Annotated in this window: 20 protein-coding genes; 14 read left to right on the top strand and 6 right to left on the bottom strand. The window is 58.2% G+C overall.

The features are described 5' to 3' along the window. Window positions 1-6 precede the first annotated feature (6 nt). The 4 genes from ACXZ66_RS08760 to ACXZ66_RS08745 form a co-directional block, all read right to left on the bottom strand. Window positions 7-1,068 (bottom strand): HNH endonuclease signature motif containing protein, encoded by a 1,062-nt coding sequence (locus ACXZ66_RS08760; protein WP_458748166.1) that lies wholly within the window; start codon window positions 1,066-1,068, stop codon window positions 7-9. A gap of 90 nt (window positions 1,069-1,158) precedes the next feature. Further along, window positions 1,159-2,595: a type I glutamate--ammonia ligase gene (gene glnA, locus ACXZ66_RS08755; protein ID WP_458748165.1), complete on the bottom strand. Its 1,437-nt coding sequence runs from the start codon at window positions 2,593-2,595 to the stop codon at window positions 1,159-1,161. Between the two features lie 46 nt (window positions 2,596-2,641). Further along, window positions 2,642-3,793 carry a tyramine oxidase subunit B gene (locus ACXZ66_RS08750; protein ID WP_458748164.1) on the bottom strand — a complete coding sequence of 384 codons (1,152 nt, stop codon included), beginning with the start codon at window positions 3,791-3,793 and terminating at the stop codon, window positions 2,642-2,644. Between the two features lie 205 nt (window positions 3,794-3,998). After that, window positions 3,999-4,826, bottom strand: coding sequence for a hypothetical protein (locus ACXZ66_RS08745; RefSeq protein WP_458748162.1), 828 nt, complete (start codon window positions 4,824-4,826; stop codon window positions 3,999-4,001). A 30-nt stretch (window positions 4,827-4,856) separates the two neighbouring features. Here ACXZ66_RS08745 and rimP point away from each other — a divergent pair, with 30 nt between their 5' ends. From rimP to ACXZ66_RS08700, 9 genes are all read left to right on the top strand, one after another. Next, entirely contained in the window at window positions 4,857-5,417 is a 561-nt protein-coding gene (rimP, locus tag ACXZ66_RS08740; RefSeq protein WP_458748161.1) for a ribosome maturation factor RimP, read from the top strand. Between the two features lie 12 nt (window positions 5,418-5,429). Further along, entirely contained in the window at window positions 5,430-6,437 is a 1,008-nt protein-coding gene (gene nusA, locus ACXZ66_RS08735) for a transcription termination factor NusA (protein WP_458748160.1), read from the top strand. A 103-nt stretch (window positions 6,438-6,540) separates the two neighbouring features. Beyond that, a complete protein-coding gene (locus tag ACXZ66_RS08730; protein ID WP_458748158.1) occupies window positions 6,541-6,849 on the top strand; it encodes a YlxR family protein in 309 nt (102 codons plus the stop codon). Window positions 6,850-6,971: 122 nt separating this feature from the next. Continuing rightward, window positions 6,972-9,905 carry a translation initiation factor IF-2 gene (gene infB, locus ACXZ66_RS08725; protein WP_458748156.1) on the top strand — a complete coding sequence of 978 codons (2,934 nt, stop codon included), beginning with the start codon at window positions 6,972-6,974 and terminating at the stop codon, window positions 9,903-9,905. 155 nt (window positions 9,906-10,060) lie between these two features. Next, on the top strand, window positions 10,061-10,501 hold the full coding sequence (gene rbfA / locus ACXZ66_RS08720; protein WP_458748155.1) for a 30S ribosome-binding factor RbfA: 441 nt from the start codon (window positions 10,061-10,063) through the stop codon (window positions 10,499-10,501). Beyond that, window positions 10,502-11,467 (top strand): DHH family phosphoesterase, encoded by a 966-nt coding sequence (locus ACXZ66_RS08715; RefSeq protein ID WP_458748153.1) that lies wholly within the window; start codon window positions 10,502-10,504, stop codon window positions 11,465-11,467. Beyond that, a complete protein-coding gene (locus ACXZ66_RS08710) occupies window positions 11,464-12,765 on the top strand; it encodes an MATE family efflux transporter (protein ID WP_458748151.1) in 1,302 nt (433 codons plus the stop codon). Before ACXZ66_RS08715 ends, ACXZ66_RS08710 begins: the two co-directional genes overlap by 4 nt. A gap of 3 nt (window positions 12,766-12,768) precedes the next feature. Beyond that, window positions 12,769-13,566: a metallophosphoesterase family protein gene (locus tag ACXZ66_RS08705; RefSeq protein WP_458748150.1), complete on the top strand. Its 798-nt coding sequence runs from the start codon at window positions 12,769-12,771 to the stop codon at window positions 13,564-13,566. After that, on the top strand, window positions 13,566-14,222 hold the full coding sequence (locus ACXZ66_RS08700; RefSeq protein WP_458748149.1) for a 4'-phosphopantetheinyl transferase family protein: 657 nt from the start codon (window positions 13,566-13,568) through the stop codon (window positions 14,220-14,222). Before ACXZ66_RS08705 ends, ACXZ66_RS08700 begins: the two co-directional genes overlap by 1 nt. Window positions 14,223-14,227: 5 nt before the next feature. Here ACXZ66_RS08700 and truB read toward each other — a convergent pair whose 3' ends face one another. Next, window positions 14,228-15,121, bottom strand: a complete 894-nt coding sequence (truB, locus tag ACXZ66_RS08695) for a tRNA pseudouridine(55) synthase TruB (RefSeq protein WP_458748147.1) — start codon at window positions 15,119-15,121, stop codon at window positions 14,228-14,230. A 30-nt stretch (window positions 15,122-15,151) separates the two neighbouring features. Between truB and ACXZ66_RS08690 the strand changes: the two genes are divergently transcribed. The 5 genes from ACXZ66_RS08690 to ACXZ66_RS08670 all read left to right on the top strand — a co-directional run bounded on the left by ACXZ66_RS08690 (window position 15,152) and on the right by ACXZ66_RS08670 (window position 21,196). Beyond that, complete coding sequence (locus tag ACXZ66_RS08690) at window positions 15,152-16,129, top strand: bifunctional riboflavin kinase/FAD synthetase (RefSeq protein WP_458748145.1); 978 nt, start codon at window positions 15,152-15,154, stop codon at window positions 16,127-16,129. A gap of 77 nt (window positions 16,130-16,206) precedes the next feature. Further along, window positions 16,207-17,154 carry a nucleoside hydrolase gene (locus tag ACXZ66_RS08685; RefSeq protein ID WP_458748144.1) on the top strand — a complete coding sequence of 316 codons (948 nt, stop codon included), beginning with the start codon at window positions 16,207-16,209 and terminating at the stop codon, window positions 17,152-17,154. A 145-nt stretch (window positions 17,155-17,299) separates the two neighbouring features. Beyond that, window positions 17,300-17,569, top strand: a complete 270-nt coding sequence (rpsO, locus tag ACXZ66_RS08680) for a 30S ribosomal protein S15 (protein WP_458748142.1) — start codon at window positions 17,300-17,302, stop codon at window positions 17,567-17,569. Between the two features lie 119 nt (window positions 17,570-17,688). Further along, window positions 17,689-18,774, top strand: coding sequence for a baeRF3 domain-containing protein (locus tag ACXZ66_RS08675; RefSeq protein ID WP_458748141.1), 1,086 nt, complete (start codon window positions 17,689-17,691; stop codon window positions 18,772-18,774). A 154-nt stretch (window positions 18,775-18,928) separates the two neighbouring features. Further along, window positions 18,929-21,196 (top strand): polyribonucleotide nucleotidyltransferase, encoded by a 2,268-nt coding sequence (locus ACXZ66_RS08670; protein WP_458748140.1) that lies wholly within the window; start codon window positions 18,929-18,931, stop codon window positions 21,194-21,196. A gap of 62 nt (window positions 21,197-21,258) precedes the next feature. Here the strand turns inward: ACXZ66_RS08670 and ACXZ66_RS08665 are convergent, their stop codons facing one another. Further along, the gene (locus ACXZ66_RS08665) at window positions 21,259-21,912 is read right to left on the bottom strand and encodes an AMIN-like domain-containing (lipo)protein (protein WP_458748138.1); all 654 of its coding nucleotides are present in this window, start codon (window positions 21,910-21,912) and stop codon (window positions 21,259-21,261) included. Window positions 21,913-21,989: the final 77 nt, after the last annotated feature.

The following is a 21,989-nucleotide window of genomic DNA, read 5'->3' as shown; positions in this document are numbered from 1 at the left end:
TGCAAGTTAGATAATCCGCATGGCTCCGAGCTTGGCGGTGGGATGTTCGTTGCGTTCGAGGGTTCCGTCTGGGCGAATGCGATGGCCTTCGCCGTTGACATTTTGATAGCGCACCTTATCGCCAGCAACACCATTGTGATACCTGCACAATAAGGTCAAGTTCGACAAATCCGTCGGCCCGTCCCGGCTATGTGGGATGTTGTGGTTGATCTGACTCAGATCAGCCGGCTGGCAGCACCCCGGCTCGGCGCATACCGGATGGATCGGCTCGATCATGCCACGCTGCTTCGGGGTAGCGAACCTCACCCCGGTGCCCATACTGATCGGCCCGCGGACCGGATCAATTAACACGCATTCAAAATAGTCCGTGAACCGCGACTGCATATATTCTGCACCAGTCATCCGTGCACCATTGGTCACGGCAAGCTCGACATCGTCGCCATCCCCATTCAGGATCGCGACATAGTCCTCCAGCCGCACAATCACCTTTGGCGTGTAAGTGGCCGCCCCGCCCGTACCCTCTTCGAATAGGGTGAACATGGCCTCGGCCAGGTCGATGTCTAGCTCTTCGGCAAGCGCTCGCGCACGGTCAAAAAGGTTGGCCACGCGTGCCTCCGGCCCCGTCAGGTGCATCGTCCGGTCAAGCGTTCCGGCGGGGTTCGAGTAGGACACCGCCGTGCGCGCGGGCGCCGTTTCGCCCGGCCCGTTGAGGCGTTCGACCTCCTCGCGCGCGAAGCGGTTCAACGCATGGTAGTCCGCTTCACGACGACAAAGAGTCCGACGCAGAGCCCAAGCCTTCGTGGCATCGTCGAGGCGTCGGACGTGTTTCTCAATTAGCTCAAGAGTATTGAAGGTGTGCTTGTTTTTTATCGCGGCAGCCCTAGCATCGGACTGCTTCCGCGTCGACTTGGTGGGCCCGAAATAGGTGTCGGCCAATTCCACGTACCGCTTGGCTGCGGGGTGATCGAATCCAAGCTGGCACAATTCGGAAACGGACAGGCCACTGGCCGCCTCGAGCAACTCCATTGCTCGGGCGGCGAGTGCGGCCTGCGTCTCCAAAAGGTTCATGTCCCGGAGTGTAGAGCATGCGGGGATCGGGCAGGCGATCGTCGTAAAGCGCCTGTGGATAACGTCTTTTTATCCACAGATTTCGGACAACTAGACGTTGTAGTACAGCTCAAACTCTTTCGGTGTGGGACCCTGTCGTAATGGCATGATCTCGTTGTCGAACTTGTACTTGATATAGGTCTCGATGAGATCCTTGGTGAACACGTTGCCTTCGGTGAGGAAGTCGTTGTCCTCCTCGAGGGCTTTGAGGGACTCCTCGAGGGAATGCGGCACCTTCGGTACGTCGTATTCCTCTTGGACCTCGAGCTCGTAGAGGTCCTTGTCCACGGCCTCTCCGGGATCGATGCGGTGCTTAATGCCGTCGAGGCCAGCCATCATCTGGGCGGTGAAACCAAGGTATGGGTTACCCGATGGGTCTGGGGCGCGGAACTCGAGGCGCTTAGCCTTCGGGGAATTTCCGGTCACCGGGATGCGGATCGCTGCGGAACGATTGCGCTGGGAGTATGCCAGGTTGACCGGGGCCTCGAAGCCGGAGTAGAGGCGTCGGTAGGAGTTGGTGGTGGGGTTGGTCAGCGCCATCACGGCCGGGGCGTGCTTGAGCAGGCCGCCGATGTACCAGCGGGCGAGATCGGAGAGCCCAGCGTAGCCGTTCTCATCGTAGAAAAGTGGCTCGCCGTTCTTCCAAAGCGACTGGTGGGCATGCATACCGCAGCCGCCGTCACCATCGAGGGGCTTGGGCATGAAGGTGGCGGTCTGTCCCATCTTCTCGGCGGTACCCTTCACGATGTACTTGAAGGTCTGCAGGTCATCGCCGGCGCGCAGCAGCGTGTTGAAGCGATAGTTGACCTCCTGGATACCGCCGGTGGCCACCTCGTGGTGGAAGCGCTCGATCTTGAAACCAACCTTCGTCAGATTCGCGGCAATCTCGTCACGCACCGGGATGGTCTTGTCATAGGGGGCAGTAGGGAAGTAGCCGTCATTGACGCGGATTTGGTTGCCGCGGTTCGGGCTGCCGTCGATCATGGTGTCGGAGCCGGAGTTCCACCAGCCCTCGTCGGAATCTACCTTATGGAAGGACGCGTTCAAGGAGGTGGAGTACTGCACCTGGTCGAAGACATAAAATTCGGCCTCAGCACCGATGGAGCAAGAATCGGCGATGCCGGTGTCCACCAGATACTCCTCCGCTTTCCGGGCAACGTTGCGCGGGTCGCGGGAGAAGGGCTCTTTGGTAAACGGATCGTGGACGAAGAACTTCATGTTCACCGTCTTGTGATCACGGAAGGGATCAACATGGGCCGTGCCAATGTCTGGAAGCAGCGTCATGTCGGACGCCTCTACGGATGTAAACCCAGCCACCGACGAGCCATCGAAGGCAAAGCCATTTTCTACGGCATCATCATCGAACTCGTCGATTGGCACCGTCAACGCGTGCTCTACGCCTACCAAGTTAGTGAACCGGATATCGAGGTATTCCACCTCCTCATCCTTCATAAATTTGCGTAGTTGCTCGGCATTGTCGAAGGCCATGGCTTTTAAACTCTATCCGTGTAGGTTGTGGGTGTACTGAGAAAATTTAGGACAAAACTGGGGTGTCCCAGAGGTTCAACTTGGTGCCGATACCCTTCTTAACAGCGTTGTTATAGATATCGGTTGCCCAGGCAACGTCCTCGACGGGCATGCCACCAATGGAGTAGAAGAAGATCTCCTCGTCGTTGGTGCGTCCTGGAAGCTTGTCGTCGGCGATGTCGCCGATGTTGGAGAGGTCTGATTCCTCGAGCGTGCCCTCCTGGACCATGTCCCACCAGCGGTTTCCTGGGATACCCAGGAGCTGCTCGTAGGTCACATCGGGGCCGTTCTCGTTGAACCATTCGGCGTAGAGGCCCTTGAAGTCGACTACGAGGCGGGCCTCGCTGGTGACGAAGTCATCGTCGAAACGCGCCGCTGCCGGAGCGAGAACAAGCGCGCCTGGCTTGAGCCATTCGGTCTTGAAATATGGGAAGCCAGACGGGCCATCTTGGGAGGTGGAGGTGCCACCGATGATGATGTCGGAGCCCTCGATCGCCTCCTGCTCGCTTGCGACGATCTGCACGTTGACCTCCGGGAACTTCTCGCGGAACCACTGCGCGGCGCGCTCGGTGGAGCCTGCGGAACGGCCCTTGATCTTCAGATTCTTAATCGTCGGCCGCTGCGTCACGGAGGCGGAGAAAATGGTCCGGCTCATCACGCCTGGGCCGATGATGCCCACGGTCTCGGCATTTTGAACCGCTAGGTGCTTCACGCCCACACCTGGTACGGCACCGGTGCGGTAAGCCGACAAGGTATTAGCGGACATCACAGCAAGCGGGGCACCGGTATCGGTGTCGTTGAGGATGAACGAGTGAATGGAGCGCGGCAGATCACGTTTGCGGTTTTCCACGTTGGAGCCGTACCACTTGACTCCGGAAGTACCGAAGCGCCCACCCACATAAGCGGGCATTGCCATGAAGCGACGGTCGGGGCCGTTGGCAGGCATGCCCTCATGTTCCGGATTGTCAGGGAAGTTGATCTGTGCACCGTGGGAGTTGCCTGAGGCACCGGCCATGCGATAGTCACCGCGAGCGAGCAGAATGAGGGTCTCTTCCATGGTCTCGACACATTTGGCAAGATCGCCGACACCCGCTTCGATCATCTCGGGTTCGGATAGGTAAATGAAATCAATGCGTGTGTCGTTCTGTGGATTCGTCACGTTTGGACGACCCTACCTTTCAATTGCCTCGGAGCTAGTTGCTCTATCCAACGTACTTAATTTGCTGGTCGGCGTGGCTATAAACTGCAAGGTCGAGCCCACTTCCCAATGTGGGATTATGTTGTCTTGGCAGGTTGAAGGGGGAAGTCGTGGGGGTGAAATCGCCGCGATGATCGCCTTACCCGAGTTGCCCTAATCTGGGGGACTAACCGCCAACTGATTGAGAATTCGCTGCCAAATATATTGCTTTTTCCAACCATTCATCCGATTCTGCATGGCCCGCAGCAGCCCGCCAGGCGGTGGTCATGTCGGAAGAAAGCGTATCGACGAGCGCTCCCGCCTCCTCGGTAGTCTGCGGCGACTGACCGGACTGGAACTCATATCCCATTGCAGAAGCGCTAGCAGCATCCGCGCCCACGAACTCCTCCAGTGAGGTCGAACGTTGCATGCTGGCCTCGGCCAAGGTATCGATGCGCGCCTGTAACCCCTCATCGGCAAACGCACTGGCCAGTCCAAGGCCATATTGCATGGCGTACTCGCGAGAAAGCATGTCTTTCGCCGCCGCATGATCAGCAGTATCCGGCTCCGCTGCGCCACCCTCCGGCAGCGGCAATCCGGCAGCGGCAACAAGATCAATGCTCTGCGCGACCACTAAATCCACAGAATCCTCCGGCAACGCCTTGCGGTTGTCTATTAAATAGGTCACCGACTGCCGTGCGGCATCGCTTATCGACGAGGCTCCCGCCCGATCATTTTCGGTACTTACCTCACACGAGGCAGGTGGGTGACCGTTTTCATCGACTCCGCAGAGGCGCGTGATCTCGTCGAAAAGCTGCGAGGCTTGAACGGTGCGCAATTCCTGGGCGCTGGAATCGTCGTGAAGCGATGCTGCGTCTGCCTCCGCTTGATGTGCGAGGGTGACCAACTGCCGATTCGCTTTCGGACCGAAAACATCCATCACGCTCGAGCACCCGGCAAGCGAACCTGTGAGCATGAAAGCGGTGGCGACGATAGCAAGCTTGGGTCTTATCACCCCAGGGAGTCTAGTCGCTATGATGGCGCCATGGCATTTCCCACAGTCGAAGAACTGACAACTCTGATTGCTCCTGTCGCCGAGCGTCATTCCATGGACATCGAGCGAGTAGGGGCGACGCGCGCGGGAAAGAAGTCTGTGGTGTCGATTGCCTTGGACTCTGAGACGCGCCCGACCCTCGATGAGCTCGAGATCGTCTCCAACGAAATCGGTGAGGAATTCGACGCAGCAGAAGAGCGTGGCGAAGCCAACTTTGGTGCAGGTTATAGCCTTGAGGTCACAACGCCGGGTGTTGATCATCCGTTGACCTTGCCACGTCATTGGCGTCGCAATCGCGGGCGCGTTGTGGGGCTTTTCGACGAGAACGGGCAGAAAACCCTCTGGCGCATCGGTGCGCTCAACTCCGATGAGACCGAAGTTGTGCTGATTTCGCACGACCCGAAGGCAAATAAGTCGCAGAAGCAGCCCGAGGTGAAGTCCCTGGTGGTTTCCGATTCTCCGCGTGCAGTGGTAGAAATTGAATTTAGCAATCCGCCAGCCACAGAAATTGCGGTGGCGGAGAAAGATTTTGATGAAGCCCTAAACCGGTGAGAGGAAACACAAGTGAATATCGATATCGCGGCGCTGTCTGCAATTGAGAAACAAGAAGGCATCAGCGTCGACGACCTGCTGCAAACCATCGCTCAGGCCCTCCTGTTCGCCTATCGCGAGCACAAGGAAGCACCCGCTGCAGCAAACACCAAAGCACGTGTGGACATCGACACGGAGACCGGCGACGTTGCGGTGATCGTCAGTGAACTTGACGACGAGGGCGAGACCATTTCGGAGTACGACGACACTCCAGTCAACTTCTCCCGAATTGGTGCCTCTGCTGTTCGCGACGCGATTCTTAAGCGCCTGCGCTCGAAGGAAGCGGATCGCGCATACCAGGAATATTCCACCACGGAAGGCCATGTTGTCTCCGGGGTGGTCCAGCGAGATGTGGCAGCAAACGCCCGCGGCATGGTCGTGGTTGAAGTGGGTACAGAGCAGGAACCTCAAGATGGCATCTTGCTGCCCGCTGAGCAGATCCCAGGTGAGAAGCTCAAGCACGGCGATCGCATCAAGGCCTATGTTGTCGGCGTGAACCCAGGTGAGCACTCCATCCAGATCAACCTGTCGCGCACCCACCCTGAACTCGTGCGTGGTCTGTTTGCGCTTGAGGTACCTGAGGTCGCCGACGGGTCGGTGGAGATCGTCTCCATTGCGCGTGAGGCTGGTCACCGTTCGAAGGTATCTGTTCGTGGCATTGCCAAGGGTATTAATGCCAAGGGTGCATGCATCGGTCCACGTGGTTCGCGCGTGACCAACATTATGCAGGCGCTTGGCGGAGAGAAGATCGATATCATCGATTACTCCGATGACCCAGCAGTCTATGTGGGAAATGCGCTGGCACCATCGAAGGTTGTTCGCGTGGAAATCGTGGACCGCGAAGGCCAGGTTGCTAAGGTATCGGTGCCGGATTACCAACTGTCGCTGGCTATTGGTAAGGAAGGCCAGAACGCTCGCCTTGCCGCTCGTCTGACCGGCTGGAAGATCGACATCCACTCGGATGCGGACACTGAGGCTTAGGCCCAAGCGAAGGCAAGTTCTAATTTAGGTGACTTTAGCGTAAACTTGTCAACGGCCCATTTTCTATACTTCCCTGGAATAGGAATCAACATTAAGGAGTTGAATGAGTACAGCGTCGGACATGAACCGTCGTCGTCCCATTCGAATCCGTACATGTATCGCAACTCGTCAGGCTCTGCCGGATACACAGCTTCTTCGCTGCGTGGTAGATCCAGCGGATGCGACTCGTGTGATTGCTGATCCCTCCCGGAGCCTTCCGGGCAGGGGAGCGTGGATCAGTCCTAATTTGGACGCATTTGAGCTTGCGGAGAAAAGGCGTGCCTTCGGGCGAGCCTTCCGCACGTCCATACCAATGGACTTAGGTCATGTACGCACGTACCTTGCAGAACATGCAGATGGACCCGAGAAATGAAGGAAGACCGAACACTGATGAGCGATCAACGATGAAGCATCAGCGATGAAAGTCACTAATCACGTCTAGGGGCCGGCCGCTTTCCGTGGCCGAGTACCTCTAGCCCAACCAAGAGGAGACACGTGCCCGGAAAGCTACGCGTACACGAACTGGCAAAACAGCTCGGCGTAACAAGTAAGGAATTGCTCGCCACCTTAAAAGATCAAGGCGAGTTCGTTAAAACGGCATCCAGTACTATCGAACCCCCGGTAGTGAAGAAGATGCGCGCCTTCTACGATGAAGGCAATTCAGGCGAGTCCAAGTCGGACAAGCCTGCAGCACCAAAACCAGGTGCTCCAAAGCCTGGTGCACCTAAGCCTGCAGCTTCCAAGCCTGCACCAAAGCCAGGCGCACCTGCTCAGGTACCAAAGCCTGCTGCGCAGAAGCCAGCAGCGCCTGCTCAGACGCCGAAGCCAGCTGCCCAGAAGCCAGCTGCTCCGGCTCCTAAGCCTGCAGCACCGAAGCCAGCTTCGCCAAAGCCTGCTGCCCAAAAACCAGCAGCACCTGCTCAGGGCGCAAAGCCAGCAGCGGACAAGCAAGCAGATAAGGCTACGCCGGCACCAGCTGCAGGTAGCTCTGCACCGAAGCCAGGTGGTATGCCTCGTCCACGTCCAAAGCCAGGCGGGGCACCACGCGTAGCAAACAACCCGTTCTCCACCGGTGGTGGATCGGGTCGTCCTGCTCCACGTCCAGGTGGCACCCGTGGCGGCGGCCAGCAAGGTCGTCGCGGTGAAGGACAGGGCCAGGGTGGCCAAGGTGGTCAGGGTGGCCAGGGCCGCGGTCAAGGCGGACAGAAGTCGGGCGCGAACCGCGGTGGCGGTCAGCAGCGCACCGGAGATCGTCCAGCTCCACGCCCAAGCGCAAGTCGCGGTGGCAGTGGTGGCAGTGGCGGCGGTCGTCCAGGTCCATCTCCAGCTGAGATGCCGGCACATCCAAGCCCAGGTCAAATGCCTGCAAAGGCAAGCAGCCGTGGCGGACGTGGCGGTGGCCGCGGACGTGGTCAAGGCCAGGGTCAGGGCCAAGGCGGTCAGGGCCAGAGCCAGGGCGGACCAGGCGGCGGTGGCTTCCGCGGTCGTGGTGGTCGTCGTGGTGGCACCGCGGGTGCTTTCGGTCGTCCAGGTGGCGCACCGGGACGCGGTCGTAAGTCGAAGCGCCAGAAGCGCGTCGAGTATGAAGAGCAGAGGGCACCAAACCTAATCGGTGGCGTGCGTTTGCCAGACGGTAACGGTCAGACCGTCCGTTTGCGTCACGGCGCTACCCTGTCGGACTTCGCTGAGAAGATCGGTACCGAGGCTTCGAACCTGGTGCAGGCTCTGTTCAACATGGGCGAGATGGTCACGGCTACCCAGTCGGTTCCAGAGGAAACTCTGCAGCTGCTCGGTGCCGAGATGAACTACGACGTTCAGCTTGTCTCCCCTGAGGACGAAGACCGTGAGCTGCTCGAATCCTTCGACTTGCAGTATGGCGAGGACGAGGGCGGCGAAGAGGAGCTTGAGAAGCGTCCTCCAGTCGTATCCGTCATGGGTCACGTTGACCACGGTAAGACCCGCCTTTTGGATACCATCCGTAAGACCAACGTGGGTTCCGGCGAGGCCGGTGGCATTACCCAGGGCATTGGTGCATACCAGGTCACGGTTGATGTCGATGGCGAAGAGCGCAAGATCACCTTCCTGGATACCCCAGGTCACGAGGCCTTCACGGCCATGCGTGCCCGCGGTGCCCAGTCCACGGACTTGGCTGTGCTCGTCGTCGCAGCAGATGACGGCGTCATGCCACAGACCGTTGAGGCGATCAACCACGCGAAGGCAGCAGACCTGCCAATCGTCGTTGCAGTCAACAAGGTGGATAAGCCTGAGGCTCAGCCGGACAAGATCCGCGGTCAGCTGACCGAGTACGGTCTGGTGCCGGAAGAGTACGGCGGCGACACCATGTTCATCAACATCTCCGCAAAGGAGGGCACGGGTATCGACGAGCTCCTGGAAGCTATCACCCTGACCGCCGATGCAGAGCTCGATCTCACCGCGAACCCAAACATGGACGCGCAGGGCATCTCGATCGAGGCACACCTCGACCGTGGCCGTGGCCCTGTTGCTACCGTGATCGTTCAGCGCGGTACCTTGCATGTTGGTGAGTCGATCGTCGTTGGTTCCAACTTCGGTCGCGTCCGCCGCATGGTGGATGAGTGGGGCAATGACGTCGAAGAGGCTGGACCATCTCGTCCAGTTCAGGTCCAGGGCCTCAATGGCGTTCCTGGTCCTGGCGATAACCTCCTGGTTGTTGAGGATGACCGTGTGGCTCGCCAGATCGCTGCTCAGCGTGATGCTCGTCAGCGCTCCGCAATGCAGGCTCGTCGCAAGAAGCGTGTCTCCCTGGAGAACCTGGATCAGGTGCTCAAGGAAACCTCCACGCTCAACCTCATTCTCAAGGGCGACAACGCAGGTTCTGTCGAAGCGCTCGAGGATGCGTTGCTCAAGATCGATGTCGACGATGAGGTCGAGGTCAACATCATCGACCGTGGCGTCGGTGCTGTGACCCAGACCAACGTCACCCTGGCAGCGGCTTCCGACGCAGTGATCATTGCCTTCAACGTTCGCGCTGAGGGTAAGGCCACCGAGGAAGCTAACGAAGAGGGCGTAGATATTCGCTACTACTCCGTTATCTACCAGGCAATCGACGATGTTGAGGCTGCTCTTAAGGGCATGCTCAAGCCAATCTACGAGGAGCGCGAAGTTGGTGTCGCGGAGATCCGTCAGATCTTCAAGGCTTCTGCCGTTGGCCTCATCGCAGGTTGTATGGTCACCGAGGGCAAGGTCATCCGCAATGGCAAGGCTCGCCTTGTCCGCGATGGCAATGTCATCAACGACAACGTCACCATCGAGTCCCTGCGTCGCGAGAAGGACGATGTCAACGAAGTCCTCAAGGGCTACGAATGCGGTATGGTTTTGTCCTACCCAGACATCCAGGTCGATGACCAGATTCAGGTCTACGAAATGGTTGAGGTCCCACGCGAGGGCTAAAGCATTTGCTTGACGACGATTACCCCACCGCCACGGTTGCTTACCGCGGCGGTGGGGTTTCATGTTGCTAGATTGGTTAAGTTACACATTGCTGCGTGCACGGGGTACGATTTGGCAAGAATTGTGAAAATCTTGAGATAAGGAAGTGGTCTGAGATGGCTGACAATCCACGCGCAAATAGGTTGGCGAAAAGGATTCAGACGATCGTCGCAAGTGCAATTGAGCGTCAGATCAAAGACCGCAGGCTTGAACTCGTGACAATCACAGACACTCGTGTCACCGGTGACTTGCATGATGCCACTGTGTACTACACCGTCCGCGGGAAAACTATTGACGAAGACCCGGACTACGACCAAGCTGCGGAAGCACTCAACCGTGCCCGCGGTCAGCTGCGGAAAATCGTCGGTGATGATCTTTCGGTGCGCTTTACTCCAACCTTGGCATTCGAGCTTGATACCGTTCCGGAGGCTTCGGCCCGCATGGAAGAACTTCTGGCCAAGGCCAAGGCTCGGGATGAAGAGCTGGCCAAGTTGAAGGAAAACGCTCGCCCCGCCGGCGACGCAAACCCGTATAAAACCGAAAGCGATGGAGTATAGATGGCACGTTCCGAAATGGTGGACGCCGCCGGAGCGGCAGCCCTGCTCACCAACGCTGAATCGGTAGCTGTGGTCACCCACGTGCAACCGGACGCCGACGCGATCGGGTCGGCGAGCGCTCTCTCGCAGGCATTGAAGCAGATGGGCAAGACTGTCCATACGCTCATCGGGCAGCCTTTTGATTACCCGGAGAATCTGAATTGTATTCCTGGTTCCGAGGATGTTGTCTTGACGGATCAGCTTCCGGCGACAGATCTCGTCGTCACCGTGGATTGCGCATCGCGCGACCGCACCGGAACTCTCGAACCGGCAATCAGCTTGGTGGCTGAGAAGGTACTGGTTATCGACCATCACAAGTCCAACCCGGCCTATGGTGCCTACAACATTATCCAGACCGCCGAGTCCACCACGACGGTGCTGCGTTCCATTTTTGAATATCTCGATATCGAGATGGATTACAACCTCGCCTTCGCCCTGTACTCGGGCTTGGTTACAGATACTGGTAGCTTCCGCTGGGGAACCGAACGGATGCATACTCTGGCAGCCGAATTGATGTCTTATGGTCTTGATTCCCGCCAGATTGCCATGGATCTCATGGATGAGCTGACCTCCGATGATATCCGCTTGATTGGTGAGGTCATGGCGGGAATTCAAATCGTTGAACGCCATGGAATTAGAGTTGCTGTCCTGACTGCGGGCCACGCCCACTTCAGCAAAATGACTCAGTCGGCTGTAGAGATGCTGATTGATTATGTGCGCGTGCTACGCGGAACCGATATCGGTGTCGTATTCAAGGAAGTCGCATGCGGTTGGTGGTCGGTGTCGCTGCGCTCGGCAACGGTAGACGTGTCGAAGATTGCAGGCCGGCTCGGTGGTGGCGGCCATGCCCCTGCTGCCGGATACTCGTCGAGTGGCAGTCCACAAGAGGTCGTCGAAAAGCTGCTCGACGCCCTCGTAGAGGAGTGAGTACCAGCGCGAGCGAAATCTCAGCACGCACAATATTTTCGCTTGCGTTTCCCGCGTTGGGTGTGCTTGCGGCAAGTCCGCTCTACCTACTTTTAGATACTGCGATCATCGGCAGGCTAGGAGCCGCGGAACTCGCGGCCCTAGCTGCGGGAACCACCGTGCAATCCACGGTAACAACCCAGCTGACCTTCCTGTCCTATGGCACCACGGCACGCGCCTCACGGTTGTACGGGCAGGGTAAAAAAGACGAGGCGATCGCCGAGGGAGTCCAGGCCACCTGGGTGGGTATCACCGTCGGGTTATTGTTGGCTACGATCGTGTGGATCTTTGCGTACCCCATCGCGCTCGCACTCACAGGCGACCCCGCAACGGCTGAACGGACGGCATCGTGGCTGCATGTGTCGGCCTTCGCCATCCCGCTGACGTTGATTGTCATGGCAGGAAACGGCTGGCTGCGCGGTATCCAAAACGTGCGATGGCCACTCTATTTCACGCTCGCAGGCGTAATCCCCGGGGCGATTGCCATCCCAATCTTCGTTCAGTGGTGGGGCCTGGTTGGCTCCGCTGCGGCTAACGTTTTGGGTGTTTCGATCACCGCGAGCTGTTTCCTGATCGCCTTGATCAGGCAACACCGCGGCGATTGGCGGCCACGCTGGTCAATCATGAAACGCCAGCTGGTGCTGGGGCGCGACCTTATCTTGCGCTCACTGTCCTTCCAAATTGCATTCATCTCGGCGGCTGCCGTGGCCGCGCGCGTCGGGGTAGCGGCACTGGCGGCGCACCAGATCATGTTGCAGCTGTGGAACTTCATCACGCTCGTGCTTGATTCGCTGGCGATTGCCGCTCAAACCCTTACCGGTGCGGCCCTCGGTAGCGGCAATGTGAACAATGCCCGCGAAGTGGGCACGAAGGTGACTCTCTACTCCACGGTTTTCGCGGCAGGTCTTGCGGTTATCTTTGGTGTCGGCGCCCCGTGGATCCAGCGCATCTTTACTACCGATCAGGCCGTGCTCGACCAGATGGCCACCCCCTGGTGGATCCTGCTTGCGATGATCGTGGCCGGTGGCGTTGTCTTTGCCCTCGATGGTGTGTTGCTCGGTGCCAGCGACGCGGTGTTCCTGCGCAATCTGACTATTGTCTCGGTGTTGCTCGGATTCCTGCCCGGAGTCTGGATCAGCTATCTCGTCGATGGCGGTCTCACCGGAATTTGGGTCGGGCTGCTGGTCTTTATTCTGATCCGGATGGTCGGCGTGGTGGTTCGGTTCCGTTCGATGGCCTGGGCCGTGGTAGACAAGTAGGATATGACCACCACTTTGTGGGCCGTGTCGGATCTTCACGCCGCGGTCAAATCCAACCACGAGCGAATTGACGCACTCGTGCCACCGAACCCCGAGGATTGGCTAATCGTCGCGGGAGACGTCGCCGAGCGCTCCGAGATGGTTGTCAGGGTGCTGTGGGAACTCTCGCGCAGGTACGCGAAAGTCATTTGGGTGCCGGGGAATCACGAGCTGTTTTCGCGCAGCGCCGATCGTTTTCGGGGGCGCGCAAAATATGATGAGCTGGTGCGCGAGCTTCGCCAGATTGGGGTTGTGACTCCAGAAGATGACTATCCCAAGTTCGGGGATATCACCATCGTGCCGCTGTTTACCCTCTACGATTACTCTTTCCGCGGCCCCGGCATGAGCGTGGAAGAGGCCATCGAGGCGGCGCAAGACAAGCAAATCATGATGACCGACGAGGTGGCCATCGCACCCTTCGTCGATATCCGTGCCTGGTGCTGGGATCGGTTGGCGTATTCCGTAAAGCGCCTTTCAAAGATTAAAGGCCCGACGGTACTGGTCAATCACTGGCCACTCGTCCAAGAACCCACATTGATGCTGCGCTGGCCAGAGATTGCACTGTGGTGTGGCACGCGGCACACGCGCGGATGGGCGAAGCGCTACAACGCCGAGGCCGTCATTTACGGTCACTTGCACATGCCGACAGAGATGCTTGTCGACGATGTCAAGCACGTGGAAGTTTCGCTGGGCTACCCCAAGGAGTGGACTAGGCATGAGCACGGCCTGCCTTGGCCATACCCGGTACTGGAGGTGAACTAATGCAAGACCTCGAATTGTTTCCCCCCAGTGCCCGCTATGTCTACATTCTCACCGATGAAGAAGAGTCGGATCTGACGAACTTCTCCGAGCTTGACCCCTTGGAGCAGTACGTTGTTGCTCACTCGGTGGGCAGGCGGCGCGCGGAATTCGGCGACGCGAGATGGTGCGCACACCGCGCCTTGCAAGAGCTGGGCGTAGATAACCCCGGGCCAATTTTGAAAGGTGAGCGTGGCATGCCACTGTGGCCCAAAGGCTACACCGGCTCGATGACACACACCGATGGGTTCCGAGCCGCCGTGGTCGCCCCGATTTCCAAAGTCAGATCGTTGGGCATCGACGCCGAACCCGCATTAGAACTGCCCCCCGGAGTGCTTGACCAGATTGCTCGGCCTGGGGAACTCCCGCAGCTCAAGGAGTTGGAGGCCCAAGGAGTAAGCTTCGGCGACCGCTTGCTTTTTTGCGCCAAAGAAGCCGTGTATAAAGCGTGGTTTCCTATGACGCACCGCTGGCTGGGCTTCGACGACGCCGAGATTGATCTGCGCGCCGACGGTACCTTCATCGCCTACCTGCTGGTGCGCCCCACCCCGGTGCCCTTCATTGAGGGCCGCTGGGTCAAGCGCAATAAGTACGTGATCGCCTCGACTTTTGTTCTATAGCTGTTTTATAGCGTAGAAGGCCTGGCCACGAACACGGTGGACAGGCGCTTGCCCTTTTCCGCCACCAGGGCAACAACGCGCCCATCGGGTCCGACAGCAGCGTGCACACCCTCAAGTCCACGGGGCTCGAGCCATTTGCCCATGGCCAGTGCCTCGTACTCGTCAGCGGTGACGTCCAGGGTCGGCCAGGCGCGCTTCATCGCCTCATCCAGACCCATGGAAAACTCCGGCGCCTCCTCCAACTCGTCGAGCGTGCGGGCGGAATCAAGGGTGAAGGAGCCGACAGTTTCTCGTCGTAAAGCGATCAAATGCCCTCCCACGCCGAGGCGCGCGCCGAGGTCGCGGGCGATCGCGCGGATATAAGTACCCGAGGAACAGTGCACGCGCACGTCCACATCCACTAGCTGACCGTGGCGACGAATCTCCAACACATCGAAGCTAAACACCGTAATCTCGCGCGGCTCAAGCTCAAACTCGATGCCCTCGCGCACGAGCTCGTGCGCGCGACGCCCATTGACCTTGATCGCGGAGACCTTCGAGGGAACCTGCATGATCGTTCCCGTCAGTTCGGCCACGGCGGTGCGGATCGCATCGTCGCTTATCGACGACGCATCTGCCTCACTGACCAACTCTCCTTCAGCATCCTCGGTGGAAGTGGCCTGGCCTAAGCGAATGGTCGCCGCATAGGTCTTGTCGTGGGCCACGAAATGGGCCAGCAACTTGGTGCCACGCCCGATACCGAGCACGAGCACGCCGGTAGCCATCGGATCGAGGGTGCCGGCGTGGCCGACTTTCTTCGTTTTGAAGAAGCGGCGCAGGCGGGCGACAACATCGTGACTTGTCATGCCACCAGGCTTGTCTACCACGACAATGCCGGAATCAATTAGGGGATCGGTCATATTTCCAGACTATGCCGTAATCTTTAGAGCGTGGATATTTGGTACGGACTAGATTCAGTTCCCGAGCTGTCGGGGCGCACCGTGATCACTATCGGAGTTTTCGATGGTGTGCACAGGGGCCACCAACGTCTGATTCGGCAAGCAGTGGAATCGGCACAGCAAGGGGGGCACGAAAGCGTGGTGATGACCTTTGATCCGCATCCCGTTGAGGTCTTTGCCCCAGAGCGCACTCCCACGACGCTGACGTCTTTGTCCGACCGTGCGGCGATCCTCGAGTCCTTCGGTGTGGATCACATGCTCATTATTGATTTCACCAAGGAACTCGCTGGCGAGCTGCCAGAAGATTACTTCCGAAACGTCCTCGTGGACACGCTGCATGCAACCCATGTGGTGGTGGGGGAGAACTTCACCTTCGGTGCAGAAGGCGCTGGTACCTCCGAAACCATGCGGGCACTGGGCGAGAAATACGGCGTTGATGTCACCGTGGTGGACCTGTTGGTCGAAGATGGTCAGCGCGTGTGCTCGACCTATATTCGTAAGCAGCTCAGCGAGGGCAATCCTGATGTCGCAGCTCACGCGCTGGGTCGCAATTATTCGGTGACAGGTGTGGTGGAACATGGTGCCGGCCGGGGTGGGGCAGAGCTTGGCTACCCTACGGCGAACCAGTACTTTTCTGAGTCTGAGGCACTGCCGGCCGATGGTGTCTACGCAGGGTGGTTTAGCATCGTCGACGGTGACACGGAAGGCGCGATCGATGGAGATATGATCCCTGGGGTGAAATACCCAGCGGCGATCTCAATTGGAACGAACCCCACTTTTGGGGATAACGAGCGCTCGGTGGAATCGTTTATTTTAGATCGCTCCGCCGATTTATACGGGCGCACGGCGAAGGTGGAATTCGTTGCCAAGGTCCGTGACATGGTGAAATTCCATTCCGTGGACGAACTGCTTGAGAATATGGCCAACGATGTGAAGAAAACTCGTACCGTACTTGGACGAAATTCCTAGAATAGGTCTACAGTTACGTCTTGGTTTAAAAAGCAGCTTGATTAATTTGCATATTTCTTGAAGGAGAAACCTGCCTTATGGCACGAAAGATCATTCTGGATCTCGACACTGGTATCGATGACGCACTGGCTCTGGCATACGCCTTGGGTTCCGAGGAGCTTGAGCTAATTGGTGTCACCGGCACCTACGGAAACGTCCTTGTCGAGACGGGTGTTCGCAACAGCCTGGCAATTCTGGAGCTGTTCGGTCGCGACGACATCCCAGTCTTCGCCGGCCCGAAGCACGCACGCAAGCGCGATGAGTTTGAGGTCCTAGAAATCTCCGAGTTCATCCACGGACGCAATGGCATCGGCGAGGCAAAGCTGCCAGAGCCAAAGCGCCACGTTGAGCGCAAGTCCGCCATTGACTTCCTGGTGGAATCTGTTCGCAAGTACGGCGACGACCTGGTGATCGTGCCAACCGGCCCATCCACCACCATTGCGGCCGCTATTGAGGCCGACGACTCCTTCGCGGAGAACGCTCACATTGTCATGATGGGCGGCGCACTGACCGTGCCAGGCAACGTTTCCGGTTGGGCGGAAGCAAACGTCAACCAGGACCCAGAGGCCACCAACTTGGTGTTCCAGCGGGCCAAGGATGTCACCATGGTTGGTCTGGATGTCACTCTGCAGACCCTGCTGACCTCTGAGCACACCGCGAAGTGGCATGCACTGGGCACCCCAGGCGGCGACTTCCTGGCTACCGCCACCGACTACTACATCAAGGCATACGAGACCACCTCTCCTCACCTTGGCGGTTGCGGCCTCCACGATCCATTGGCAGTAGCCGTTGCCGTAGATCCAACGCTTGTGACCACCATCGACGTCAACATGAAGACGGACGTGGAAGGCTGCACCCGTGGACGTACGATTGCCGATGAAGAGCGCCTCAACGATCCAGTCAAGACCGCGAAGGTAGCTGTAGCCGTTGACGCTGAGCGCTTCGTAAACGAATTCATGGATCGTTTGACCGCCCTGGCTAAGTAGCCAGCACAATAGCTTTTTGGTGAACCGGCTCCAATCGCGTAAAGTCTTTCTAGGTCTGTTGCATTTTTACTGTGGTCCACAGCAGTAAACGCAACATTAAGACTTTTCCGAAGAATGTGGACTGAAATAAACAAGGAGTACCCTCATGGCATTGTCCACTGAGAAGAAGGCTGAAATCCTCAAGGAGTACGGCCTCCACGAGACTGACACCGGTTCCCCAGAGGCACAGGTTGCCCTGCTGACCTCGCGCATCAACACCCTGACCGAGCACCTGAAGTTCCATAAGCACGATCACCACTCCCGTCGTGGTCTGCTGCTTCTGGTTGGTCGTCGTCGTTCCATGCTGAAGTACCTCGCAGAGAACAACGTTGAGCGTTACCGTGATCTGATCTCCCGCCTGGGCCTTCGTCGATAAGCACGTCAATCAGTGAAACCCTGCGTATAAGCTGCCGCCTTCCCTTGAAAAGGGAGGGCGGTTTCTTTATTATCTGCCGATTTTGTTAGGGCCCCGAAAATTTTCAGTAGTGTTGAGCTATGGACACCAAAAACATCATCAATAATTCCGACCCCATTCGGCAGGATGATCTGCGTGGCCTGGCACGGCAGCCCGGCCCTGCAGTTTCTTTCGTGATTCCCACCCACCGCGGTGGGCCGGAAACCCTCACGGATGCCCATCGCCTCCGCCCACTTCTGGGTACGGCCCGCGAACAGCTCGCTGAGCGCTACCCCCAGACCGACTCCGATGCTCTACTGGCACCAGTGGAGACGCTGGTAAATTCCGATCGCTTCTGGCAGTCCCAGTGCGACGGATTAGCAATCTATGTTCAACCCGGTTACGCCCGCTACTTCCGTGTTGACCGAGAGTACCTACCGAAGGTAAGCGTGGGCGATCACCCGAACTTGCGCCCTTTGCTCCCGCTTTTCACCAATGACCTGGAGTTCCTGTTATTGGCCATGAGCCGCAATAAGGTGCGTTTGTTTGCCGCTGACCGGGCAACGATCACCGAACTACCGCTTGGCGAGATCCCCGCTTCCGCCGATGACGTCGAGGGCGTTTCTACTCGCGAGCCCCAAATACAACATCACGGTAGCGAGATCTCGGGTGTCCACGGACAGGGCCCACGCGATTACAACGTGCTCAACGGTTTCATTCAAGCGGTGGGCAAAGCAATAGAAAAACGCTTCACTGGCGATGGTCGCCCTCTGGTCCTGGCCACCGTCGATGAATACCGTGGCGCCATCGGCGGGTACCTTCACAACGTGGCCCTGCTCGACGACGTGGTTTCGGGCAATCCCGATCGCCTCAGCGATGTCCAGCTCCATGCTGCGGCCTGGCCGATCGTGGAGAAAGAAAATAAAAAGCGTCACGACGACCTCGTGGACCAGGTAGAACAAGCGTTGGGCACCGGGCTCGCCACACATGACCCAGCACTGATCAGCCAAGAGTCTGTCGCAGGCCGGGTAGCAACACTCGTCCTTGCGGAGCGAGCCCTCGGTGAGGTTGCGCGTGCGGAAGACCTGGATGCGGCTATCGCGAACACCTTGATCAATCGCGGAACGATTGACGTGGTCTCGGAGCTGCCTGGGGGATATGCGGTAGGAGCGGTCTTCCGTTACTAATCCTGTGCTGGGAGTGTGGGCAACGGCATAGCCCTGTGACAGTTTCAAAACTAGTCAAAAGGGGCTCTGCCTGCTAATATGACGCGAGTTGCAAAAGTTCACTATTCGGCGACACCGATGATCGCCGGGATTAACCCCAAGGAAAGGGATCCATTTGAGCAACCACACTCCGAAAAACTCCGTCGATTTCCATGTAGACGAGGAATACGGAATCACCGAAGCCACCGCCACCATTGATAACGGTGATTTCGGTACACGCACTATTCGTTTTGAAACCGGTCAGCTGGCACGCCAAGCAGGCGGCTCCGTGACCACGTACTTGGACGACGACAACATGTTGTTGGCCACCACAACTGCATCCAATAACCCACGCGAGGGTTTTGATTTCTTCCCGCTCACCGTCGATGTAGAAGAGCGGATGTACGCGGCGGGCCAGATTCCAGGTGGGTTCTTTCGTCGTGAAGGTCGCCCTTCCACCGAAGCTATCCTCGCTTGCCGTCTGATTGACCGCCCGCTGCGCCCAACCTTTGTCAAGGGTCTGCGCAACGAGGTACAAGTTGTTATCACTGTGATGTCGCAGAACCCAGAAGATTACTACGACGTTGTAGCTATCAACGGCGCATCTGCTGCAACTCAGCTCTCCGGCCTGCCAGTCTCGGGCCCTGTTGGTGGCGTGCGTATGGCCTTGATCGCCGACGATAAGCACCCAGAAGGTGAGTGGGTCGCATTCCCGAACCACACTCAGCACGAGCGCGCTGTTTTCGAAATGGTTGTCGCTGGCCGCATGGTCACCCGCAAGCGCGGTAACAAGTCTGTCGAAGACGTTGCCATCATGATGGTCGAGGCTGGTGCCGGCTCCAACGTTGTTGAGCAGGTCGCAGCAGGTGCTCCAGCCCCAACCGAATCTGTAGTGTCCGAGGGCCTTGAGGCTGCGAAGCCTTTCATCAAGACTCTGTGTGAGGCACAGGCTGGTCTAGCAGAGCGCGCGGCTCGCGAACCGCAGGAATTCCCACTGTTTCCTGCCTACACCGATGAGGTGTACAAGGCAGTGGAGAAGGCCTCCCGCAAGAAGCTCGGCTCTTTGATGACCATCCCGGGCAAGGCTGACCGCGAGGATGCGACGAACGCGCACATGGAGCAGGTCGAAGCACAGCTTATCGGCCAGTTCGAGGACGAGTACGAGGATGCCTCCAAGCAGATCCGCGCAGCATACAACGCTGTGATGAAGGATGTTGTGCGCAACAAGATCCTCACCGAGGAGTACCGCATCGACGGCCGTGGCACCACCGATATCCGTGACCTCGGCGTTGAGGTGGATCTCGTTCCTCGCGCACACGGTTCCGCTCTCTTCGAGCGCGGCGAAACTCAGATCCTCGGCGTGACCACCCTGGACATGCTGAAGATGGAGCAGCAGCTGGATTCCTTGCACCCGCAGAAGTCCAAGCGCTACATCCACCACTACAACTTCCCGCCATACTCCACCGGCGAGACCGGTCGTGTGGGTTCCCCGAAGCGCCGCGAAATCGGCCATGGTGCTCTCGCAGAGCGCGCCCTGACCCCGGTGATTCCTTCGCGCGAGGAGTTCCCGTACACCATCCGTCAGGTCTCTGAGGCGCTGGGTTCCAACGGTTCTACCTCCATGGGCTCCGTGTGTGCATCGACCTTGTCGCTGTACAACGCGGGTGTTCCACTGAAGGCTCCCGTTGCTGGTATTGCAATGGGCCTTGTCTCCGGCGAGGTCAACGGCGAGACCGAGTACGTTGCTCTCACCGACATCCTCGGCGCCGAGGACGCATTCGGCGACATGGACTTCAAGGTCGCAGGTACCTCTGAGTTCATCACCGCCCTGCAGCTGGATACCAAGCTCGACGGCATCCCATCCCAGGTTCTCTCCGATGCTCTGAACCAGGCCAAGGATGCCCGCGAGGCAATCCTTGAGACCATGGCTGAGGTCATCGACGGTCCAGACGAGATGAGCCCGCTTGCTCCAAAGATCACCACGGTGAAGGTTCCTGTGTCCAAGATCGGCGAGGTTATCGGCCCGAAGGGCAAGACCATCAACCAGATCACCGAAGACACCGGCGCGGATGTCTCCATCGAGGACGACGGCACCGTGTTCGTCTCTGCTGCAACCGGCGAGGAAGCCGATGCCGCGATCTCAAAGATCAACGCTATCGCCAACCCGCAGTTGCCTAAGGTCGGCGAGCGCTTCCTGGGCACCGTTGTGAAGACGGTTGCTTTCGGCGCCTTCGTTTCCCTGACCCCTGGTCGCGATGGCCTGATCCACATCTCCAAGCTCGGCGATGGCAAGCGCATCGAGAAGGTCGAGGACGTAGTCAACGTCGGCGACAAGATCCAGGTCGAGATCGCAGACGTGGACAACCGCGGCAAGATTTCGCTGGTCCCCGTCAAGGACGATTAAGAGCATTTCGCTTGACGACGAAAAGCTGGCCCGGAAACGTTTCCGAGCCAGCTTTTTGGGTTCTAGGAGTTCTCGATGTCGACAACGACGCGCGTCGGATTCTCCAAAACAGTCACCGAGTAGGGGCGTTGTTTGTCCAGTCCGATAAACACTTGGGTATCACCTTCGAAGACGGCACCGTGGGAAACACCCTCGATGTTGCCTGTTTTCAGGGCCCAAGGCCCCGGTTGGACCCACGGGCTGTTGGGGTCGCCCATCCCCATCGGTGTGCCGTGGATGATTAGCTCGATGTAGGCCTGGCCGGCAACTTCAACTGGGTTACCAGAGGCTTGCTGACGAGGCTCCTCAGTGTATCCCGCATGGAAGCCAGGTGTACCAGTTCCTTCGTATTCGAAGACAACCCGATCAAATCCATCGTGGCTGTCCACGCGGACATCTTTGATGACCAGCTCGGCTGGGGCGGGCTCTGTGAAAGAAGTCGAGCCAGTTGCGGCGGTGCCTAGCATCCTAGTGCCCGTGTCGGTAGTCGTTGAAGACTCAGGTGCAGCTGTACTGGTACCAGTGGCTGACGGTGCTGCTGCAGATTGTTCTTGGGTCTGGGTCTGAGTCTGGATTGTCGTGCCCGAATCTTGCCCATTTCCGTATGCGGAGCAACCTGCCAGTACCAAACCCGTAACCAGTGGGAGAGCGATTAACGCAAGTGACTTCTGTTTCATGGTGCAATTCTAACTTTTATGGTCCGATCCCACAGACTTAGTACGTAAATCGTAAGAGAATTGTTGCAAGTAGTCTC

This window comes from Corynebacterium sp. S7 (assembly GCF_054401105.1).
The sequence above is the reverse complement of the archived record's forward strand: the minus strand, read 5'-3'. Positions and strand labels throughout refer to the sequence as shown.

Excerpts from the sequence above, each read along its gene's own strand:
- ACXZ66_RS08760 (WP_458748166.1), bottom strand. The coding sequence starts at position 1,068 with ATGAACCTTTTGGAGACGCAGGCCGCACTCGCCGCCCGAGCAATGGAG.
- glnA (WP_458748165.1), bottom strand. The coding sequence starts at position 2,595 with ATGGCCTTCGACAATGCCGAGCAACTACGCAAATTTATGAAGGATGAG.
- rimP (WP_458748161.1), top strand. The coding sequence starts at position 4,857 with ATGGCATTTCCCACAGTCGAAGAACTGACAACTCTGATTGCTCCTGTC.
- ACXZ66_RS08730 (WP_458748158.1), top strand. The coding sequence starts at position 6,541 with ATGAGTACAGCGTCGGACATGAACCGTCGTCGTCCCATTCGAATCCGT.
- rbfA (WP_458748155.1), top strand. The coding sequence starts at position 10,061 with ATGGCTGACAATCCACGCGCAAATAGGTTGGCGAAAAGGATTCAGACG.
- ACXZ66_RS08715 (WP_458748153.1), top strand. The coding sequence starts at position 10,502 with ATGGCACGTTCCGAAATGGTGGACGCCGCCGGAGCGGCAGCCCTGCTC.
- ACXZ66_RS08705 (WP_458748150.1), top strand. The coding sequence starts at position 12,769 with ATGACCACCACTTTGTGGGCCGTGTCGGATCTTCACGCCGCGGTCAAA.
- ACXZ66_RS08700 (WP_458748149.1), top strand. The coding sequence starts at position 13,566 with ATGCAAGACCTCGAATTGTTTCCCCCCAGTGCCCGCTATGTCTACATT.
- truB (WP_458748147.1), bottom strand. The coding sequence starts at position 15,121 with ATGACCGATCCCCTAATTGATTCCGGCATTGTCGTGGTAGACAAGCCT.
- ACXZ66_RS08685 (WP_458748144.1), top strand. The coding sequence starts at position 16,207 with ATGGCACGAAAGATCATTCTGGATCTCGACACTGGTATCGATGACGCA.
- rpsO (WP_458748142.1), top strand. The coding sequence starts at position 17,300 with ATGGCATTGTCCACTGAGAAGAAGGCTGAAATCCTCAAGGAGTACGGC.
- ACXZ66_RS08675 (WP_458748141.1), top strand. The coding sequence starts at position 17,689 with ATGGACACCAAAAACATCATCAATAATTCCGACCCCATTCGGCAGGAT.
- ACXZ66_RS08665 (WP_458748138.1), bottom strand. The coding sequence starts at position 21,912 with ATGAAACAGAAGTCACTTGCGTTAATCGCTCTCCCACTGGTTACGGGT.